Origin of the sequence: Dysgonomonas sp. UBA7630 (assembly GCF_002483985.1) — a bacterium.
Classification (GTDB): Bacteria; Bacteroidota; Bacteroidia; order Bacteroidales; family Dysgonomonadaceae; genus Dysgonomonas.
The window spans coordinates 23,318-40,624 of record NZ_DLIY01000024.1; the positions used below are offsets into that span (position 1 = coordinate 23,318).

Annotated in this window: 17 protein-coding genes; 13 read left to right on the forward strand and 4 right to left on the reverse strand. The window is 37.5% G+C overall.

Going from position 1 to position 17,307, the window contains the following annotated elements; genetic code table 11:
- The first annotated feature begins 99 nt into the window (after positions 1–99).
- Both B3P17_RS10665 and B3P17_RS10670 read left to right on the forward strand, forming a co-directional pair.
- On the forward strand, positions 100–1,224 hold the full coding sequence (locus B3P17_RS10665) for a DEAD/DEAH box helicase (protein WP_252636441.1): 1,125 nt from the start codon (positions 100–102) through the stop codon (positions 1,222–1,224).
- A 28-nt stretch (positions 1,225–1,252) separates the two neighbouring features.
- On the forward strand, positions 1,253–1,708 hold the full coding sequence (locus B3P17_RS10670) for a cold-shock protein (RefSeq protein ID WP_252636440.1): 456 nt from the start codon (positions 1,253–1,255) through the stop codon (positions 1,706–1,708).
- A 14-nt stretch (positions 1,709–1,722) separates the two neighbouring features.
- Here B3P17_RS10670 and B3P17_RS10675 read toward each other — a convergent pair whose 3' ends face one another.
- The 3 genes from B3P17_RS10675 to B3P17_RS10685 all read right to left on the reverse strand — a co-directional run bounded on the left by B3P17_RS10675 (position 1,723) and on the right by B3P17_RS10685 (position 5,024).
- Positions 1,723–2,571, reverse strand: coding sequence for a hypothetical protein (locus B3P17_RS10675; protein ID WP_252636439.1), 849 nt, complete (start codon positions 2,569–2,571; stop codon positions 1,723–1,725).
- Positions 2,572–2,642: 71 nt separating this feature from the next.
- A complete protein-coding gene (locus tag B3P17_RS10680; RefSeq protein WP_252636438.1) occupies positions 2,643–3,791 on the reverse strand; it encodes a dipeptide epimerase in 1,149 nt (382 codons plus the stop codon).
- A gap of 27 nt (positions 3,792–3,818) precedes the next feature.
- Positions 3,819–5,024 (reverse strand): C40 family peptidase, encoded by a 1,206-nt coding sequence (locus tag B3P17_RS10685; RefSeq protein WP_252636437.1) that lies wholly within the window; start codon positions 5,022–5,024, stop codon positions 3,819–3,821.
- A gap of 306 nt (positions 5,025–5,330) precedes the next feature.
- Here B3P17_RS10685 and B3P17_RS10690 point away from each other — a divergent pair, with 306 nt between their 5' ends.
- Together B3P17_RS10690 and B3P17_RS10695 are read left to right on the forward strand one after the other, a co-directional pair.
- Positions 5,331–6,593 (forward strand): putative DNA modification/repair radical SAM protein, encoded by a 1,263-nt coding sequence (locus tag B3P17_RS10690; protein WP_291105425.1) that lies wholly within the window; start codon positions 5,331–5,333, stop codon positions 6,591–6,593.
- Entirely contained in the window at positions 6,593–7,354 is a 762-nt protein-coding gene (locus B3P17_RS10695) for a TIGR03915 family putative DNA repair protein (protein WP_252636435.1), read from the forward strand. Before B3P17_RS10690 ends, B3P17_RS10695 begins: the two co-directional genes overlap by 1 nt.
- A 104-nt stretch (positions 7,355–7,458) precedes the next feature.
- Here B3P17_RS10695 and B3P17_RS10700 read toward each other — a convergent pair whose 3' ends face one another.
- Positions 7,459–8,295, reverse strand: a complete 837-nt coding sequence (locus B3P17_RS10700; RefSeq protein WP_252636434.1) for an energy transducer TonB — start codon at positions 8,293–8,295, stop codon at positions 7,459–7,461.
- A 218-nt stretch (positions 8,296–8,513) separates the two neighbouring features.
- Between B3P17_RS10700 and B3P17_RS10705 the strand changes: the two genes are divergently transcribed.
- The 9 genes from B3P17_RS10705 (at position 8,514) to B3P17_RS10745 (ending at position 17,285) form a co-directional block, all read left to right on the forward strand.
- The gene (locus B3P17_RS10705; RefSeq protein ID WP_252636433.1) at positions 8,514–9,251 is read left to right on the forward strand and encodes a polyprenol monophosphomannose synthase; all 738 of its coding nucleotides are present in this window, start codon (positions 8,514–8,516) and stop codon (positions 9,249–9,251) included.
- A gap of 43 nt (positions 9,252–9,294) precedes the next feature.
- Positions 9,295–9,921 carry a fumarylacetoacetate hydrolase family protein gene (locus B3P17_RS10710; protein ID WP_252636432.1) on the forward strand — a complete coding sequence of 209 codons (627 nt, stop codon included), beginning with the start codon at positions 9,295–9,297 and terminating at the stop codon, positions 9,919–9,921.
- 145 nt (positions 9,922–10,066) lie between these two features.
- Positions 10,067–11,233: a type IX secretion system outer membrane channel protein PorV gene (gene porV, locus B3P17_RS10715; RefSeq protein ID WP_006842734.1), complete on the forward strand. Its 1,167-nt coding sequence runs from the start codon at positions 10,067–10,069 to the stop codon at positions 11,231–11,233.
- A gap of 32 nt (positions 11,234–11,265) precedes the next feature.
- Positions 11,266–11,745, forward strand: coding sequence for a 2-C-methyl-D-erythritol 2,4-cyclodiphosphate synthase (ispF, locus tag B3P17_RS10720; protein ID WP_135104091.1), 480 nt, complete (start codon positions 11,266–11,268; stop codon positions 11,743–11,745).
- Between the two features lie 19 nt (positions 11,746–11,764).
- Positions 11,765–12,442, forward strand: a complete 678-nt coding sequence (mnmD, locus tag B3P17_RS10725) for a tRNA (5-methylaminomethyl-2-thiouridine)(34)-methyltransferase MnmD (protein ID WP_291105427.1) — start codon at positions 11,765–11,767, stop codon at positions 12,440–12,442.
- A gap of 156 nt (positions 12,443–12,598) precedes the next feature.
- A complete protein-coding gene (gene dusB / locus B3P17_RS10730) occupies positions 12,599–13,600 on the forward strand; it encodes a tRNA dihydrouridine synthase DusB (RefSeq protein ID WP_252636430.1) in 1,002 nt (333 codons plus the stop codon).
- A 154-nt stretch (positions 13,601–13,754) separates the two neighbouring features.
- Entirely contained in the window at positions 13,755–15,230 is a 1,476-nt protein-coding gene (gene cysS, locus B3P17_RS10735; RefSeq protein ID WP_252636429.1) for a cysteine--tRNA ligase, read from the forward strand.
- Positions 15,231–15,363: 133 nt separating this feature from the next.
- Positions 15,364–16,065, forward strand: coding sequence for a DNA alkylation repair protein (locus tag B3P17_RS10740; RefSeq protein ID WP_252636428.1), 702 nt, complete (start codon positions 15,364–15,366; stop codon positions 16,063–16,065).
- Complete coding sequence (locus B3P17_RS10745; protein ID WP_291105431.1) at positions 16,062–17,285, forward strand: M16 family metallopeptidase; 1,224 nt, start codon at positions 16,062–16,064, stop codon at positions 17,283–17,285. The genes B3P17_RS10740 and B3P17_RS10745 overlap by 4 nt, the downstream gene beginning before the upstream one ends.
- Positions 17,286–17,307 lie beyond the last annotated feature (22 nt).

Below are 17,307 nucleotides of genomic sequence, written 5' to 3' on the forward strand. Positions count from 1 at the left end.
CTTGTTTATTTTATTAACAAGTTACGGAAATGTGTTGCACAGTGTTCGTAACACATTATTCAATTATAAAATCTGTAGTAGATTACAGTTAAACTATTTATGACATTTAAAGAATTAAATATTATTGAGCCGATATTAAAGGCTCTGGAAGAAAAAGGATATACAACGCCAACTCCTATACAAGAAAAAGCTATTATTCCGGCTTTAACCAATCGAGATGTTTTAGGATTGGCACAAACAGGTACAGGTAAAACTGCCGCCTTCTCACTGCCTATCATTCAGCAACTTTATTTGAATAAAGTTAGTGGTAAAAGAAGAGAAATCAGAGCATTAATATTAACCCCCACACGAGAACTGGCAATTCAAATAAATGACAGTCTTAATGACTATACTCAATATACAGGACTTCGTCACTGTGTTATATATGGAGGAGTGAAGCAAAAAGCGCAAACAGATGAATTGAAGACAGGCATAGATATATTAGTTGCTACACCGGGACGACTGTTGGATTTGATTAATCAGGGTTTTATAAATCTGGACTCTATACGTCATTTCGTCCTTGATGAAGCTGACCGTATGTTAGATATGGGTTTTATTCATGATATTAAACGTCTACTGCCTAAGTTGCCGAAAGAGAAACAAACTTTGTTTTTCTCAGCTACTATGCCATCGACAATTGCTTCTTTGTCTCGCTCTATCCTCAGAGATCCTCTTAAGGTAGAAGTTACACCTGCATCATCTGTTATAGATACTATCAAGCAATATCTATATTTTGTAGAGAAACAAGAGAAGAAAGATTTGTTAATCAATTTATTGAAAAAAGATAAAAAACAGTCGGTTTTAGTCTTTTCCCGCACGAAGCATGGTGCCGATAAAATTGCGCGTCTTCTTTGTAAGGCAGGTATAGGTAGCGAGGCTATTCATGGCAACAAATCTCAAAATGCACGTCAACGTGCGTTGAATAATTTCAAGTCGCAAAAAACACGTGTTCTCATTGCTACGGATATTGCTGCAAGAGGGATAGATGTCGATCAACTGGAGTTGGTTATCAATTATGACTTGCCCGATGTTCCCGAAACTTATGTGCATCGTATAGGTCGTACCGGACGTGCAGGTAATAGTGGAACTGCTCTTACTTTCTGTTCGGCGGAAGAGAATGCAATGCTAAATGATATTCAGAAATTAACAGGGAAGAAGTTGAATCAATTATCAATTCCAGCGTAACAAATATAAAAACATAAATATATAATTAATGGCAAAATCAAATTCATTTAACAAAAGAGAAATAGAAAAAAACAAACAGCAAAAGAGAAAAGAAAAACAGCAGAGAAGAGAGGAAAGACGAAATGCTCCTGTCGACTCATTTGAAGATATGATCGCTTATGTGGATGAGAATGGCGTTATAACCAGTACACCTCCCACTCAGACGAATAAACAAGAGATAGAAATAGAAGATATCGCTATTTCAACACCCAAGAAAGAAGATGTAGAAGATCCTATACTCAATGGTCGTGTAGAATACTTTAATCAGGATAAAGGGTATGGCTTTATTAAACACACAGGCAGTACAGAAAAATACTTTTTCCATGTAAGCAGCACTTTAGTGCCTGTTGAAGAAGGCAATATGGTGACATTCGAATTGGAGCGAGGTCAAAAAGGCATGAATGCTGTAAGAATCACTCTGGCTAATAAGGAAGATAAAAAGTAATATAGATACCTTATCTATATTAACTGTCCGTTTTCTTTATGATATTCAATCAGTCCTTTTATCGGATTTTCAATAATAACATCAATGTATATTCCTAAGTCTTGAGCTATTTCTCTTAAGATAAAGGAATACATTTTTGCTATCGATCCTACAAAGCGTATAGGATATTCCGCATATTCATATTGAAGGATATTCCTTTCAAAGAAAGATCGTAGATTCTTTCTGACTAAATTATTGATATAGGGATGTTCGAGATATTCGTATAAAAAGAATGACAAAACAGATAAGAGTTTGTTTGGGAATGGTTTAGAATAAATATAATCCATGATCTCATCCGGATCAATCTTATACTTTCTGTAGAATGGCTCTATAAGCTCAGTAGGAGCTAATCCTTTTAAACAATCTGCAAGAAATATTTTACCTAAAGAAGCGCCACTTCCCTCGTCCCCAAGGATATATCCCAAAGGTTTTACATTCTTTATAATAGTATCCCCGTCATATAAACACGAGTTAGAGCCGGTTCCCAAAATACAGGCAATACCGGCTTCGTTTTTAAATAGGGAACGAGCCGAACCCAAAAGGTCACTTTCGATGATCGATGGTGTTTTAAACTGGGCTTCAAGTGAAGCTTTTACTACATTCTTCTTTTCTAGAGAAGAACAACCAGCTCCATAGAAATATATAGTATGGAATTTAGTCTTAAAGAAGACCGGTGGCAGTTGTAGCCGAATAGAACGACTTATCTCCTTTCTTGTTTGGAAAAAAGGATTAATACCATCGGACAAGAAATGTTCTACAATTCCACTTCTGTCCACCAGGCACCACTCTGTCTTTGTAGAGCCGCTTTCAGCTAGTAATATCACGTATTCTTATGTATTAAATTTATGCAAAGATAGATAAATAAATATAATTCATCATCAAAAAACTATTTAGATCACCCGACTTTCTCTATTCCGATTCCGGGCTTATCATCCAGATGTAACTTACCATTTATAACTGTTACCCCTTTGAAGCAGTCGTTACTGATCAATAGATTTCCATCCAGATCTGCCCAATCTACAGCTGGAGATAATTGCGTTGCGGCAGAGATGGCACAAGACGTCTCGGTCATACAGCCTATCATTACTTTCATGTTGGCTGCCCGTGCAACAGTTTGTATTTTCCATGCCTCACGCATACCTGTGCACTTCATTAACTTGATATTTACTCCGGTGAAAGCTCCTTTTAGCCGTAGTACATCTTGGAGACGTTGAAAAGACTCGTCGGCAAATACAGGCAACGGGCTTCTTTCTGTAACCCATGCGGCATCTTCCAGATTGTACTTGGGCATTGGCTGTTCGATCATGACGATACCTTTTTCTTTTAGCCAGTTGATCATATCCAATGCATAGTGTTTATCTTTCCATCCCTGATTGGCATCTACGGCTATAGGCTTGTCGGTCACAGTCCGTATAGCCTCTATCATCTGCTTGTCATTTTCTCTTCCAAGCTTTACCTTCAGTATATTGTATAATGGTGCAGCCTCTCTGGTTTTTTGTTTAACAACCTCATCCGTATCGATACCAATCGTAAACGTTGTAGATGGTGTTTTCTCTTTGTCCAATCCCCATATTTTATACCAGGGCTGATTCATTATTTTGCCTACCAAATCATGCAATGCTATATCGATGGAAGCCTTAGCTGCAGTATTGTTCTCTGTTATTTTGTCGATATAGGTGAGTATATCATCCAGCTCAAACGGACTGGAAAATTGTTCGAGGTCTACTTTTTTCAGAAATTCGATTACCGAAGCTTGAGTTTCGCCCAAATAGGGAGGGAGAGAAGCTTCTCCATAGCCAGTTATGCCATCGTATGTAATTTCAGTCAGTACAACAGGTGTTGTTGTGCGTGAAGAATTAGCAATAGTGAATACATGGCGCAATTGCAGATCGTATGGCTTAAAGCTTAACTTCATTTTCTTATTTAATGAAATAGTCTTCTTATTATTTTGAGCAAATGCTGCTAATGGATTACCGGCGAGTAACCCGCTGCCTATTGTTGTCAGAGCTGCTGTTTTTAGAAAATTACGTCTCGATTGTGGCATGATTCGATATATTAAGTGCAATGTTAATTACTTATAGAATGAATTGTTTGATATAGACCATATTCCCGATCCTTCTTTATCTATGGCCCCTATTATGCGCGAAGCTCTGATGAATTCTTTTGTATTCACTTCGTCATAATCATTGTCTTTAGGGTTGAGGCTGCTGATGCGGATATAGCCCGATGCATGAATGAATTTATTGTTGCCAATATAAAATGCGACATGACGTATACGTTCTTTTTTATCTTTTTCAGCTTTTTTTCCAAAAAACATCAAATCTCCGGGTTGTAAATTTCCATATCCATTACTTATATCAATCGGTATGCCTGTATGTACCTGTTGTGAGGCATCTCTCATCAGAATAATACCGTGCATTAACGCTATTGTTTTGGTAAAACCGCTACAGTCCATACCCTTTACCGATGTGCCACCCCATACATAAGGAATACCCATCAGGGAGTATGCCTTTTTTACAAAATCGTTCCCTGATATTGTAATTTCGGCAAGCCAGTCTTCATATTTTTTACTTTGGCTTTTTAGTATATATGCCTTCCGTCCATCGGGATATGATACTTTATAAAAATCTCCAACCTCGCCTTCTTTTTTCAGAATGTTGCAACTGACTAGATCGGATACAGTCTGACTTTGTGTATCAGGTGCAGAATATGCAAACCCAAAATAGTCTGTAAATATTATTTTTTTAGCTGAGTTCCAATTCTCAAATTCAGTCTTAGTCATCGGGTGATAATTTATTTCCTGAGTCCAAGCTATGTATCCATCAGGAGTTTGTATGCGACTCCATCCATCTTTTTGCAAAATTCGGATTGGTGTTCCGAGGGTAGCCTGAGTAGCCATTTCGGCCGAGAATTTGCCTTCAACTCGTATATCGGCAACAGACAAGGTTATCACACCATACGTCTTGTCTCCTAGATCTTTATCGGGTAATAATTTTATCTTATCCGTGAAGTTTTTTCCATAGATTTTTTCAGACTGCTTTATTAATTCATTATATGCAGCAATGTCGGATGTAACTCCTGATAATGTAGGATTCTTTTCGTGATCATCTACTTTTATATCAAACACTTTTACTCTTTTATCAGAGATATGTTTTTCTCTGATATTGTTGAGGATTGTCTCTAGTTCTGCATGCTTGTAAATTTGTTTGTCTGTATTTTGCGCATATAATACAGAATAGCATATACATAAAGCAATCAGTGTGCATATTTTTTTCATAACGGCAGGCCTGTAATAATTAATTAGATGTGATATTACAAATATATGCAAAATAAGGATTTCCGCCGAGTTTCACTTTGTGTTTTCTCTTTTTGTGTGGTTAAAATAATTTAAAATGTATGCCTAAACATTAATTTGATGTATGTCCTTTATACTCGACTTTAATGATACATTTTGTTTAATGGTAATAAAATTATTGACTATAAATTGCAAGTAATTAGTGCTTTAATTATTTTTCAACAAAAGATCTTATTTTAAATTATTTTATAATAACCTCTCTTTTAAAATGCTTTTCTTTGTATTTCTATGAATGATAATGTACTCGAAAAACTGAAGGTATTGGCAGAGTCGGCTAAGTATGACGTTTCTTGCTCTTCCAGTGGTACTGTCCGCAAAAATAAAGCGGGCGGACTTGGAAATACTGTAGGTGGTATGGGGATATGTCATAGTTTTACAGAAGATGGGCGTTGCGTTTCATTGTTGAAAATTATGCTAACCAACTACTGTATTTATGATTGTGCATATTGTATCAATCGTAGGAGTAATGATATTCGTAGAGCTACTTTCACCGTCCAAGAATTGGTTGATCTTACAATTGAGTTTTATCGTCGCAACTATATCGAAGGACTTTTTCTTAGTTCGGGCGTTATTAACAACCCAGACTATACGATGGAGCGTATGGTGAGAGTCATAAAAAATCTCAGAACTGTACAACGATTCAATGGATATATTCACATGAAAAGTATACCCGGTGCTAGTCAGGAGCTGATTAGTGAAGCCGGATTGTATGCCGATCGTATGAGTGTAAATCTGGAAATACCCACAGAGGTAAATCTGAAACTGCTGGCTCCTGAAAAAGATCATCGCAGTGTATACAAGCCGATGCGTTATATTCAGCAGGGAATGCTACAAAGTATAGAAGACAGGCGAAAGTTTCGTTCTGCTCCACGCTTTGTTCCTGCCGGACAGAGTACGCAAATGATAGTAGGTGCAACTAATGAGCGGGATAAGGATATCTTGCGTGTGTCTTCTATCCTTTATCAACAGACACAGATGAGGCGTGTATACTATTCGGGTTTTATTCCGGTAAATAGCTATGATACTCGTTTGCCAGCCTTAAAGCAAGCCCCATTGGTGAGAGAAAATCGCTTATATCAGGCCGACTGGCTGATGCGTTTCTATCAGTATAGAGCTGATGAAATAGTGGACGATGCATATCCTGATCTTGATCTTGAGATTGACCCGAAATTGGCATGGGCACTGCGTCATCCCGAAATATTTCCGGTGGATATTAACAAAGCTGACTATGCAGTGATTCTTCGTGTGCCCGGTATTGGGGTTAAGTCGGCACAGTATATTGTAACTTCACGTCGGCATGGAAAGTTGAATGCTTCACACCTTAAAAAGATTGGAGTGGTGATGAAGAAAGCGCAATATTTTATTACTTGCAACGAACTACCCATGTATACTGTCAATGAAGCTACCCCGGAGTATGTTCGCAAAATCCTTACAGAACCTAAAAAGCGAAAAGGTGATGATAGTCAGTTGTCTATAATATTCCCCGACTGATGGTAGTATTTTTTTACGATAAAACTTTCGAAGGCTTATTGACCGCCATCTTTGATGCATATAGCCGAAAAGTATTTCCCGACAGATTACTGGCAGAAGGAGATATTGCTCCCATGTTTATGGATGATAGCTATACGGTGGTTACGCAAGAAGACAAAGCTACTCGGGTTTGGAAAGGATTAGAAAATAAACTGTCGAAAGGAGCATGCAACATGCTTTCCTATGTTTGGCTTTCGGAGGAAGAAGGAAGTGACGATCTTATGTTTCGTTATATCCGTAAAGCGCTTGATAATAAAATCTCTATAGAAACGAATTTTGCAGATAGCGATGTTTTGCAGATGAGCCAATTAGCCAGAAAGGTATCTCACGAAGAGCTTTATCTGAAACAGTTTGTGCGTTTTCAAAAAGCGGCTGACGATATATTCTTTGCACCTGTATTTCCCCGATATAATGCTCTTCCTTTGGCTATTGGTCATTTCAAAGATCGCTTTTCGGATCAAAAATGGGTTATCTATGATATGAAAAGAAAATATGGGTATTACTATGATCTGAATACAATGGTAGAGATCACACTTGATAATGATGAGCATTTGCTGGGAGGAAAATTGGATGAAAAGTTGATGGCCGAAGATGAAAAGTTATTTCAAGAATTGTGGAAAGGTTATTTTAAGTCGATGACCATAAAAGAACGTATAAATCCAAAACTGCATCGCCAGCACATGCCAAAACGTTTTTGGAAATACCTTACCGAGAAACAATAAGAAGGCTGTTATAGAGTTTTTCTTGTCTTTTGTCATCCTGATCGAAGAGAAATCAATATAGGATAAGGTAAAAACTCTATACAGCCTTCTTGGGCAGAGTACTTCTATTGTTTCAGTTTGAATACAATCGGAATTGTGAAATATACCTGAACCGGATTTCCGCTTTGCTTCCCAGGAATCCATTTTGGCATACTTTTTATAACTCTCATTGCTTCCTTGTCGCATGTCGGACTGATTCCTTTTAATAATTCCAAGTTGGATATTTCACCGGTTTTGCTAACAACGAATCTTACTATAACACGTCCCTGTGTTCCTATTTCTTGGTCTACGACAGGATATTTTAAATTATTAGAGATAAATTTATACATTTCGGACTCACCTCCAGGGAACTGAGGCATGATTTCTACTGCAATAAATGTCTCGGGTTTCTTTTCTGTTCCTCCCTTATCTGTTGGTGTCATTATGGTCTCAATGTCCTTTCGGATTGCATCAGGGTCAGTAGAACCGTTTTCTACCTTGTGTTTTCCAATGGCGTCTTTGCCTTTTGCTACCTCTTCCATTGTCACCATCTGTTCTTCATTATTGACTTTAGTGTCATCTACAATTGTTGGTGGAACAAACTTCGTCATTTGTATAAATTTAGGTGGTTCAGGAATTGGTGGTTTTTCAATCTCATCCACTTTGTTTAATGGCTGATCGAGAATAGCCATTTTGTACTCTCCTGTCATATTTTCAGCCCGTGTCCCTGTTGCAGCTTTTACAGTACTGATGATTAATGGTAGGGCTGTTACAAAACCTACAAAAACTAAGATGATAGCAAAAGCGAGAATGTGTCGTTTCCAAGAAGATTGCCTTAAAGCGAATGCTCCGTATGATTTGTTTCTTCCTTCAAAAACGATGTCACACCATTCTGTTGAGTTTAGGTTTACTGCGTTTTTCATAACTGTATGTTTTAAATTGTTACTTAATCTTGTCTTTTTCTACTTAATAGATATTAAAGTCTCTGAAATTCCATAAAGAGGTATTAATTTTTTTTAATCTCATTGAAAAAGTTCTTTTAGCGAAATGGATATCGTAATATTTTAGTTTTTTTTGTCGGGCAAATTTTTATTTATCAATACTTAAAATGCTACATTTGTAACTTAATATATTGTAGGAAATGTCAGATTCAATAGTTATCATCCCGACTTATAACGAAAAGGAGAATATAGAGGCCATTACAAGGGCAGTGTTCAATTTACCTAAAGAGTTCGATATTCTGGTTATTGACGATGGGTCTCCTGATGGAACCGCTTCTATTGTAAAGAGGCTTCAAACAGAGTTTCCCGAAAGGTTGCATCTTGTGGAAAGAGCTGGTAAACTTGGTCTTGGAACTGCGTATATCGCAGGGTTTAAATGGGCTTTGGGGAGCAGTTATGAGTATGTGTATGAGATGGATGCTGATTTTTCTCACAATCCGAACGATCTTCTCCGCTTGTATGAGGCATGTGTTAATCAAGGAGCCGATCTGGCGGTAGGCTCACGCTATTGTAGTGGCGTAAACGTTGTAAACTGGCCTATGGGCAGGGTTTTGATGTCTTATTTTGCTTCCAGATATGTGCGTTTTATTACGGGCATGAAGGTACATGACTCTACAGCCGGATTTGTTTGTTATCGACGTGCAGTTCTTGAAACTATAGATTTGGACAATATTCGCTTCAAAGGATATGCTTTCCAAGTGGAAATGAAGTATACGGCACATTGTCTGAAATTTAATATAAAAGAAGTATCTATTATTTTTGTTAATCGGATGTTGGGTACTTCAAAAATGAGCTCCGGTATTTTTGCTGAAGGTGTAATCGGTGTAATTACAATGCGCTTGAGGCAAATGTTTGGCGGAATTCATAAAAAGAAATAAAAACTTGTGTATCTTTGTTGTATATTTTTTATACAGCAAAAAGATGAAGATTATTTGCGTAGGGCAAAATTATCAATCACATAATAAAGAAATGAACAGGGCATTATCGAATAGCGACGATGATCCTGTTCTTTTTATGAAACCCGATACATCTTTGCTTTCGGGTGATAAGAAAGATTTCTATATTCCCGATTTCTCTGCCGATATACACTACGAGGCTGAGGTTGTAGTTAAGATAAGTAAGATGGGTAAAAATATAGCAGAACGATTTGCTCATCGCTATTACGAAGAAGTTAGTCTCGGTATCGATTTTACGGCAAGAGATATACAATCCGAACTTAAGAAAAAAGGACTTCCTTGGGAAATAGCCAAAGCCTTTGATAACTCGGCAGCGGTAGGACAGTTTGTATCGAAAGGTAAATGGGACAAACAGATGAATGATTTGAACTTCAGTTTGTCTATTGACGGTAAGACGGTGCAATCGGCTAACACTACCGAAATGATACATCCGATAGATAAAATAATTGCATACGCCAGTCGGTTTTTTACTCTCAAAACCGGCGATTTAATCTTTACAGGCACACCCGCTGGAGTAGGGAGGGTTCAAATAGGAAATCATTTATTGGGAGAGATAGAAGGAGAGAAATTGTTAGAAATATCTATTTGCTGATAAATTAGAATGTTAAATTTATGCTAGATAACAATAAATATTATAAAAAATTGTTATCTATACATACTGAATAATTAAATAAGAAATCCGAACAAACTATAATTAAACCTTAGCAAATAAATTAATTACTTAAATAGTAGAATAAATGAAGAGTCTTTTGAGAAAAATCTTATTTGTAAATATTTTTGCATTACTTGCATTAGGCGCGTATGCACAAGATGACGTGAATCCGATACAAACGGCTATGCCGTCATTAAATATAGCTCCTGATGCCCGTGCAGGTGGGATGGGAGATGCCGGAGTGGCTACAGCACCGGATGTGTATTCCCAACACTGGAATGCTGCTAAATATGCATTTAGCCCAAGTAAGGCAGGTTTTGGAATATCATATACTCCATGGTTGAGAAAGATCATTAATGATATAGCACTAGTTTATGGTGTTGGTTACTATAAATTAGGTAATGAAAATAATCAGGCATTAAGTGCATCTATCCGTTACTTCTCTATCGGAGATGTGAAAGTTGTCACGGATTTAAATGACTTCAATGGTGTTGTATTAAGTCCCAACGAGTTGGCTATTGACTTAGCATATTCCCGTAAATTGACAGAGACTTTTTCCGGAGCTGTAACTGTGCGTTATATCCGTGCCGATTATACAGGAGCTTCTGAAGAAACTTCAGTAGGCAATGCTTTTGCGGCAGATATTTCGGGTTATAACGAATCTTATATCCGTACAGGGAGCTCAGAAAGTCTGCTAAGTTTTGGTTTCAATATCTCTAATATTGGTACGAAAATTTCTACAAACGGAGATTCTCGAAACGAGTTCTTGCCAACCAATCTGCGTTTAGGTGCTTCTCTTATGTATCCAATCAACGAGGTGAGTACAATATCATTCAGTGCAGACCTGAACAAGTATTTGGTTCCAACTCCTCCTGTTAAAAAAGAAGGAGAAACCAATGATGAATTCAGTAAACGCATGGCAGACTATCGAGATATTAACCCGATAGCGGGTATCTTCAAATCATTTGGTGATGCTCCCGGTGGATTCTCGGAAGAAATGAAAGAGATTGCATGGTCGCTTGGTGCAGAATATGATTATAATGACAAGTTCCGTTTACGTACCGGTTACTTCCATGAAAATAAGATGAAAGGTAATCGTCAGTATCTTTCTTTTGGTGCAGGATTTAAACTAAGCGCATTCCAACTGGATGTAGCTTATCTGTTGGCTACCGCTCAACAAAATCCATTAGACCAAACATTGCGTTTTTCTCTAGGTTTTGATATTGATGCAATGAAAAATTTATTTAAGTAATTATTGTTTCGTAGATAAAGTTATTTGATATAATGAAGATAAGGGTAGGTTTTGGCTATGATGTGCATCGCCTTGCTGATAATAGAGATTTGTGGTTAGGTGGAATCAAGATAGAACATAGTCAGGGACTATTAGGGCACTCCGATGCTGATGTGCTTATACATGCTATTTGCGACGCTATTCTTGGTGCGGCAAATTTACGTGATATAGGTTTTCATTTTCCTGATACAGCCGGGGAGTATAAAGATATAGACAGTAAAATCTTATTGAAAAAAACATTAGAGGTGATAACCGAGAAAGGGTATAGTATAGGCAATATAGATGCAACTATCTGTGCCGAACGTCCTAAAATAAATCCTCATATACCTCAGATGCAGAAAGTGATGGCTGAGATTTTAGAGATCTCGGTAGACGATATATCGATAAAAGCAACAACTTCAGAAAAAATGGGGTTTGTAGGCCGTGAGGAAGGTTTTGCCGCATACGCCGTTGCTTTAATTGAAAAAAAGTGATAATTAGACACAAAAAGGAATGAGTGTGAAACCCAAAATAGAATTAACAGCTGATGGGTCTCACACTCTTTTCATGTCCGACCTGAATGAACACTATCATTCGGTAAATGGAGCTATACAAGAATCAACCCACGTATTTATTAACACAGGATTGCATCATTGCAAAAAAGAGAGAGTCAATATTCTTGAAATTGGTTTTGGTACAGGCTTAAATGCTTTTCTGACAGCATTGGATGTAACCAATACCGAAAAAAATATTCATTACACTGGGTTGGAACTATATCCTTTGCCTAAATCAATTATTGAGGAGTTGAATTATTCGGAAAAACACTCAGAGCAAGCCAAGATATTATATAATAAGCTGCATGATGCTGATTGGAATAGGGAAGTTCAAATTTTACCTGAGTTTTATTTGTCGAAGATAGAATGTGATTTTACCAAGTTTGATTTCTCCTCATTAAAATCTTCTTTCGATCTCATTTACTTCGATGCATTTGCTCCCGATAAGCAGCCCGAAATGTGGACGCAATCAATCTTTGATTCACTGTATTCTATTACTGCCCAGAGTGGAATATTAGTTACTTATTGTGCTAAAGGTGTTGTGCGTAGAATGCTACAACAAGCAGGTTACAAAACTGAAAGACTTCCCGGACCTCCCGGAAAAAGAGAGATGTTGCGTGCTACAAAAACAGATTGATGCTTCGTCTCTGTTCTCTGTATTCTTTTTATATTCATTTTCTCAGCGTTTATAATATAGTTAAGATCAATTCCATCTTTTTATCTTCTGATAAAAGATACTTATCTTTGTGCCCGATATTTAATAAATATCTATAAGAATCTACACTATAATATAATGAAAATAGGCAATATAAAATTCTCCGAAAACCCTGTCTTTCTTGCTCCTATGGAAGATGTAACAGATATGGGATTTCGTCTTATGTGCAAGCAGTTTGGAGCAGATATGGTATATACCGAGTTTGTATCCAGCGATGCACTTATTCGTCATGTGAATAAGACTCAGGCCAAGCTCACCATCAGTGAAGAAGAGCGTCCTGTGGCTATACAAATATACGGGCGAGAAGTAGATGCAATGGTGGAAGCTGCAAAAATCTGTGAAGATGCCAACCCGAATATTTTGGATATAAACTTTGGATGTCCGGTAAAGAAAGTAGCAGGCAAGGGTGCCGGTTCGGGTATGATGAAAACCCCCGAACTGATGGTTGAAATAACGGCTGCAGTGGTAAAAGCCGTAAAAATCCCTGTAACGGTAAAAACTCGTTTAGGTTGGGATCATGATTCGAAGATTATTGTGGAGTTGGCAGAGCAATTGCAAGATGTAGGAATACAAGCCTTGACGATACATGGACGCACACGCTCACAGATGTACACAGGAGAGGCCGATTGGGAGTTGATTCGCGATGTGAAAAATAACCCTCGTATACATATTCCGATAGTAGGTAATGGTGATGTAACCAGCCCTGAGATCTGCAAACGCCGTTTCGACGAGACAGGAGTGGATGCCGTAATGATAGGGCGGGGGAGTATCGGTAGTCCGTGGATATTTGAAGAGGTGAAGCATTATTTGAGAACAGGTGAAACACTTCCGAAGAAAGAGTTTGGATGGTACTTGAATGTTCTAAAAGAGATGATCCGCAAAAATGTTGCTCATTCAGGGGAACGTGGCGGAATTATTCACAGTCGGCGTCATTTGGCTGCAAGCTCATTATTTAAAGGATTGCCCGATTTTAAGAAAGTAAGAGTGGCGATGTTGCGAACAGAGTCGGTTGATGAACTTTTTGAAATTATGGATACTATACCGGAGCAATTTCAGTTGGAATCAAGCAATGGAATATAAATTGAGTTTTCGGTAACAGGAATAAAGAAACCTATAATCTCTAAATATTTAATAATACATAGGTTTGGTTACACACTTAATATTCGGAGTGTAACCTCCTTACTTCTATATAATTTTCTTACTTTTGTATTGCTAAAAAAATTACAGACTGTTTATGGAACAAAAATTATTGGTTTACAATACTCTGACACGAAAAAAGGAAGTATTCGAACCGCTTCATGCACCGCATGTGGGGATGTATGTTTGTGGACCAACCGTATACGGAGATGGCCATCTCGGACATGCCCGTCCTGCTATAACATTTGATATACTATTTCGTTATCTCACACATTTAGGTTATAAGGTGCGTTATGTGCGTAATATCACAGATGTGGGACATTTAGAGAATGATGCCGATGAGGGCGAAGATAAAATAGCCAAAAAAGCACGTTTGGAGCAGTTGGAACCAATGGAAGTTGTTCAGTATTATGTAAATCGCTACCATAAGGCAATGAATGCTTTGAACGTACTGTCTCCATCTATAGAGCCTCATGCTTCGGGGCATATCATAGAGCAGATAGAGGCAATCAAAGGTATATTGAAAGCCGGATATGCATATGAAAGTAATGGCTCGGTTTATTTCGATGTAGAGAAATATAATAAGGATTACGATTATGGTATTCTTTCTCATCGCAATATCGAAGAAATGCTAAATACGACACGTGAGCTCGATGGTCAGGAAGAGAAGAGAAGTAGAGTTGATTTTGCTCTGTGGAAAAAAGCTGCACCCGAACATATTATGCGTTGGCCTTCGCCTTGGAGTGATGGTTTTCCCGGGTGGCACATCGAATGTTCGACTATGAGTATAAAATATCTTGGCCGAGAATTTGATATACATGGTGGTGGGCTCGATCTTATGTTCCCTCATCACGAATGCGAGATAGCTCAGAATACGGCAATGGAAAAGCATCAGGTAGTAAGATACTGGATGCATAACAATATGATAACTATCGGCGGGCAGAAAATGGGCAAGTCCTTAGGAAACTTCATTACACTGGATGAGTTCTTTACGGGCACTCATAAAATGCTGGTACAGGCGTATAGCCCTATGACAATTCGTTTCTTTATTTTGCAGGCGCATTATCGTAGTACAGTAGATTTCAGTAACGAAGCCTTGCAAGCTGCAGAAAAGAGCCTCGAACGACTTTATGATGCATACGCACGTATAGAGAAAATTCCTGTTTCAGCTACATCTTCTGTAGATGTGAAAAATATTAGGAACAAGTGCTATGAGGCATTAAATGATGATTTGAATTCGGCAATCGTAATTGCGCATCTTTGTGAAGCCGGAACAACAATCAATTCTGCTAGTGCCGGTAATATAACATTGAATCAGGAAGATATAAATGAACTTAAAGAAGTATTTGATATCTTTTTGTTTGGCATACTTGGTATCCGTAATGATGCAATAGGTGCAAATAGTGGCAATAATGAAGCATTTGGAAAAGCTGTAGATTTATTGCTTGAAATTCGCCAAAAAGCAAAAGAAAATAAAGATTGGGCTACTTCAGATCAGATTCGCAACGAATTGGCTAAAGCCGGATTTGAAATCAAAGATGGCAAGGATGGTGCCGAGTGGAAACTGAAATAAGCCGTTTTCTCTTTATCTAAAGCATCAATATTTATCTTATTGTACATCGAAGGCTATTTTTATGAACTTTGAAAAGTGACAAATGAAAATAGCCTGAAATCTGTCACTTTTGTCACCTTTTATAGAGAATATAATGATAGCTAAACAGATACAAGAAGAGCTAAATGCCTATTCAACTCCTGAAAAGCGGGAATTTCTTCCGTACTTTTTCAAAACAGGGAAAGGTCAATATGGAGAAGGTGACAAGTTTCTGGGAGTTGTTGTTCCTGATACTCGAAAAGTAGCTAAGAAATATAAAGATATTCCTTTTACAGAGGTAGCAAAACTTCTCAATAATGAATATCATGAGTGTCGCCTGTGTGCTTTGCTTATTCTCGTAGAGTTATTTAAAAAGACAAAGGACGAGACTAAGAAACAAGAGATTGTAGATTTTTATTTGGCTCATACACATCGTATCAATAACTGGGACTTGGTAGATCTCAGTGCAAAAGATATTGTTGGAGAGTACCTTGTAGATAAAGACAGATCAGTTTTGTATCAATTAGCGGACAGCTCTCTGTTGTGGGATCAACGTATTGCTATTATTGCCACATTCGCATTTATCCGTCGAAACGATTATCAAGATATTTTAGATTTATCCCGACGATTATTATATCATAAGCATGATCTGATGCATAAAGCTATCGGGTGGATGCTAAGAGAGGTAGGTAAGAGAGATAAAATGCAATTAACTGATTTTCTTGATCGTTATAGTAAAGAGATGCCTCGTACGATGTTGCGTTACTCAATAGAAAAATTAAGCCCTGAAGAAAGGGCGTTTTACATGAAGAAATGATAAATTATCTCACTCATACATTATCCAACGGACTTCGTATTGTGCACAAACCAATTGAAAGTAACGTTTCTTATTGTGGTTTTATAGTCAATGCAGGTACACGCGATGAAGCTCCCGATCAGTACGGTATGGCTCACTTTGTAGAGCATATGCTGTTTAAAGGCACGGACAAAAGACGGGCGTATCATATTATCAACCGTATGGAAAATGTGGGTGGAGAGCTCAATGCATTTACTAATAAAGAAGAAACGGTTGTTTACTCAGTCTTTCTTGAGCAACACTTTAGTCGTGCGATAGAGTTACTTTCTGACATTACTTTTCATTCGAATTTTCCCCAATCGGAAATTGAAAAAGAAGTAGAGGTTATTATAGACGAAATACATTCGTATAAAGATAGTCCATCAGAACTGATCTTTGATGAATTCGAAAACCTTGTTTTTGATCAGTCCCAGATAGGGCATAATATATTAGGAAGTGCCGAGCTGTTGCAGAACTTTGATGGGCAGATGGCTAAGGGTTTTGTGAACAAATTCTATAATCCTTCCAATATGGTGTTTTTTTCACTTGGAAGAACAGACTTTAAGAAGATTGTTTATTATGCCGAGAAATATTTGTCGGCTATTCCTGATATAAAATCAGATATACAACGGATAAAGCCAGTTGACATCTCGTCAGTAAATAAGAGGGAGGATAAAGATACTTCGCAGGCACATGCTCTGATTGGCGGACGTTCATATTCATTGTGTGACCCCAATAGAAGAGTCTTAAATCTTTTGAATAACCTTTTGGGTGGTCCGGGAATGAATAGCCGTTTGAATATCTCATTACGAGAGAAAAGAGGCTATGTATATAACGTAGACTCGTCGATCACATCATATACTGATACGGGGATAACTTCAATTTATTTTGGCTGTGATAAGAGAAATGTAGATAAGTGTATCAGTTTGGTGCATAAAGAATTAAATAGATTAAGAAAAGAGAAGCTTACATCAAGTCAACTAAGCACAGCCAAGAAGCAACTTATCGGACAAATAGGAGTGATGGGAGATAATCATGAGAATCTGGCTTTAGCTCTAGGGAAGAATTTTTTGCATCATAACCACTTCAATACATTAGCAGAAACTGCTCAAAAAATAGAAGCTGTGACGGCAGAACAAATACTTGCTGTGAGTAACGAAATTTTTGATGAAAGAAGTTTGTTTACTTTAATATATGATTAATTCTCTTAACTTTGCATTAGCT

Bases quoted from the DNA above. Each gene is read 5' to 3' on its own strand.
- B3P17_RS10665 (WP_252636441.1), top strand. From the start codon at position 100: ATGACATTTAAAGAATTAAATATTATTGAGCCGATATTAAAGGCTCTG.
- B3P17_RS10670 (WP_252636440.1), top strand. From the start codon at position 1,253: ATGGCAAAATCAAATTCATTTAACAAAAGAGAAATAGAAAAAAACAAA.
- B3P17_RS10680 (WP_252636438.1), bottom strand. From the start codon at position 3,791: ATGCCACAATCGAGACGTAATTTTCTAAAAACAGCAGCTCTGACAACA.
- B3P17_RS10685 (WP_252636437.1), bottom strand. From the start codon at position 5,024: ATGAAAAAAATATGCACACTGATTGCTTTATGTATATGCTATTCTGTA.
- B3P17_RS10690 (WP_291105425.1), top strand. From the start codon at position 5,331: ATGAATGATAATGTACTCGAAAAACTGAAGGTATTGGCAGAGTCGGCT.
- B3P17_RS10695 (WP_252636435.1), top strand. From the start codon at position 6,593: ATGGTAGTATTTTTTTACGATAAAACTTTCGAAGGCTTATTGACCGCC.
- B3P17_RS10700 (WP_252636434.1), bottom strand. From the start codon at position 8,295: ATGAAAAACGCAGTAAACCTAAACTCAACAGAATGGTGTGACATCGTT.
- B3P17_RS10705 (WP_252636433.1), top strand. From the start codon at position 8,514: ATGTCAGATTCAATAGTTATCATCCCGACTTATAACGAAAAGGAGAAT.
- B3P17_RS10710 (WP_252636432.1), top strand. From the start codon at position 9,295: ATGAAGATTATTTGCGTAGGGCAAAATTATCAATCACATAATAAAGAA.
- porV (WP_006842734.1), top strand. From the start codon at position 10,067: ATGAAGAGTCTTTTGAGAAAAATCTTATTTGTAAATATTTTTGCATTA.
- ispF (WP_135104091.1), top strand. From the start codon at position 11,266: ATGAAGATAAGGGTAGGTTTTGGCTATGATGTGCATCGCCTTGCTGAT.
- mnmD (WP_291105427.1), top strand. From the start codon at position 11,765: ATGAGTGTGAAACCCAAAATAGAATTAACAGCTGATGGGTCTCACACT.
- dusB (WP_252636430.1), top strand. From the start codon at position 12,599: ATGAAAATAGGCAATATAAAATTCTCCGAAAACCCTGTCTTTCTTGCT.
- cysS (WP_252636429.1), top strand. From the start codon at position 13,755: ATGGAACAAAAATTATTGGTTTACAATACTCTGACACGAAAAAAGGAA.
- B3P17_RS10740 (WP_252636428.1), top strand. From the start codon at position 15,364: ATGATAGCTAAACAGATACAAGAAGAGCTAAATGCCTATTCAACTCCT.
- B3P17_RS10745 (WP_291105431.1), top strand. From the start codon at position 16,062: ATGATAAATTATCTCACTCATACATTATCCAACGGACTTCGTATTGTG.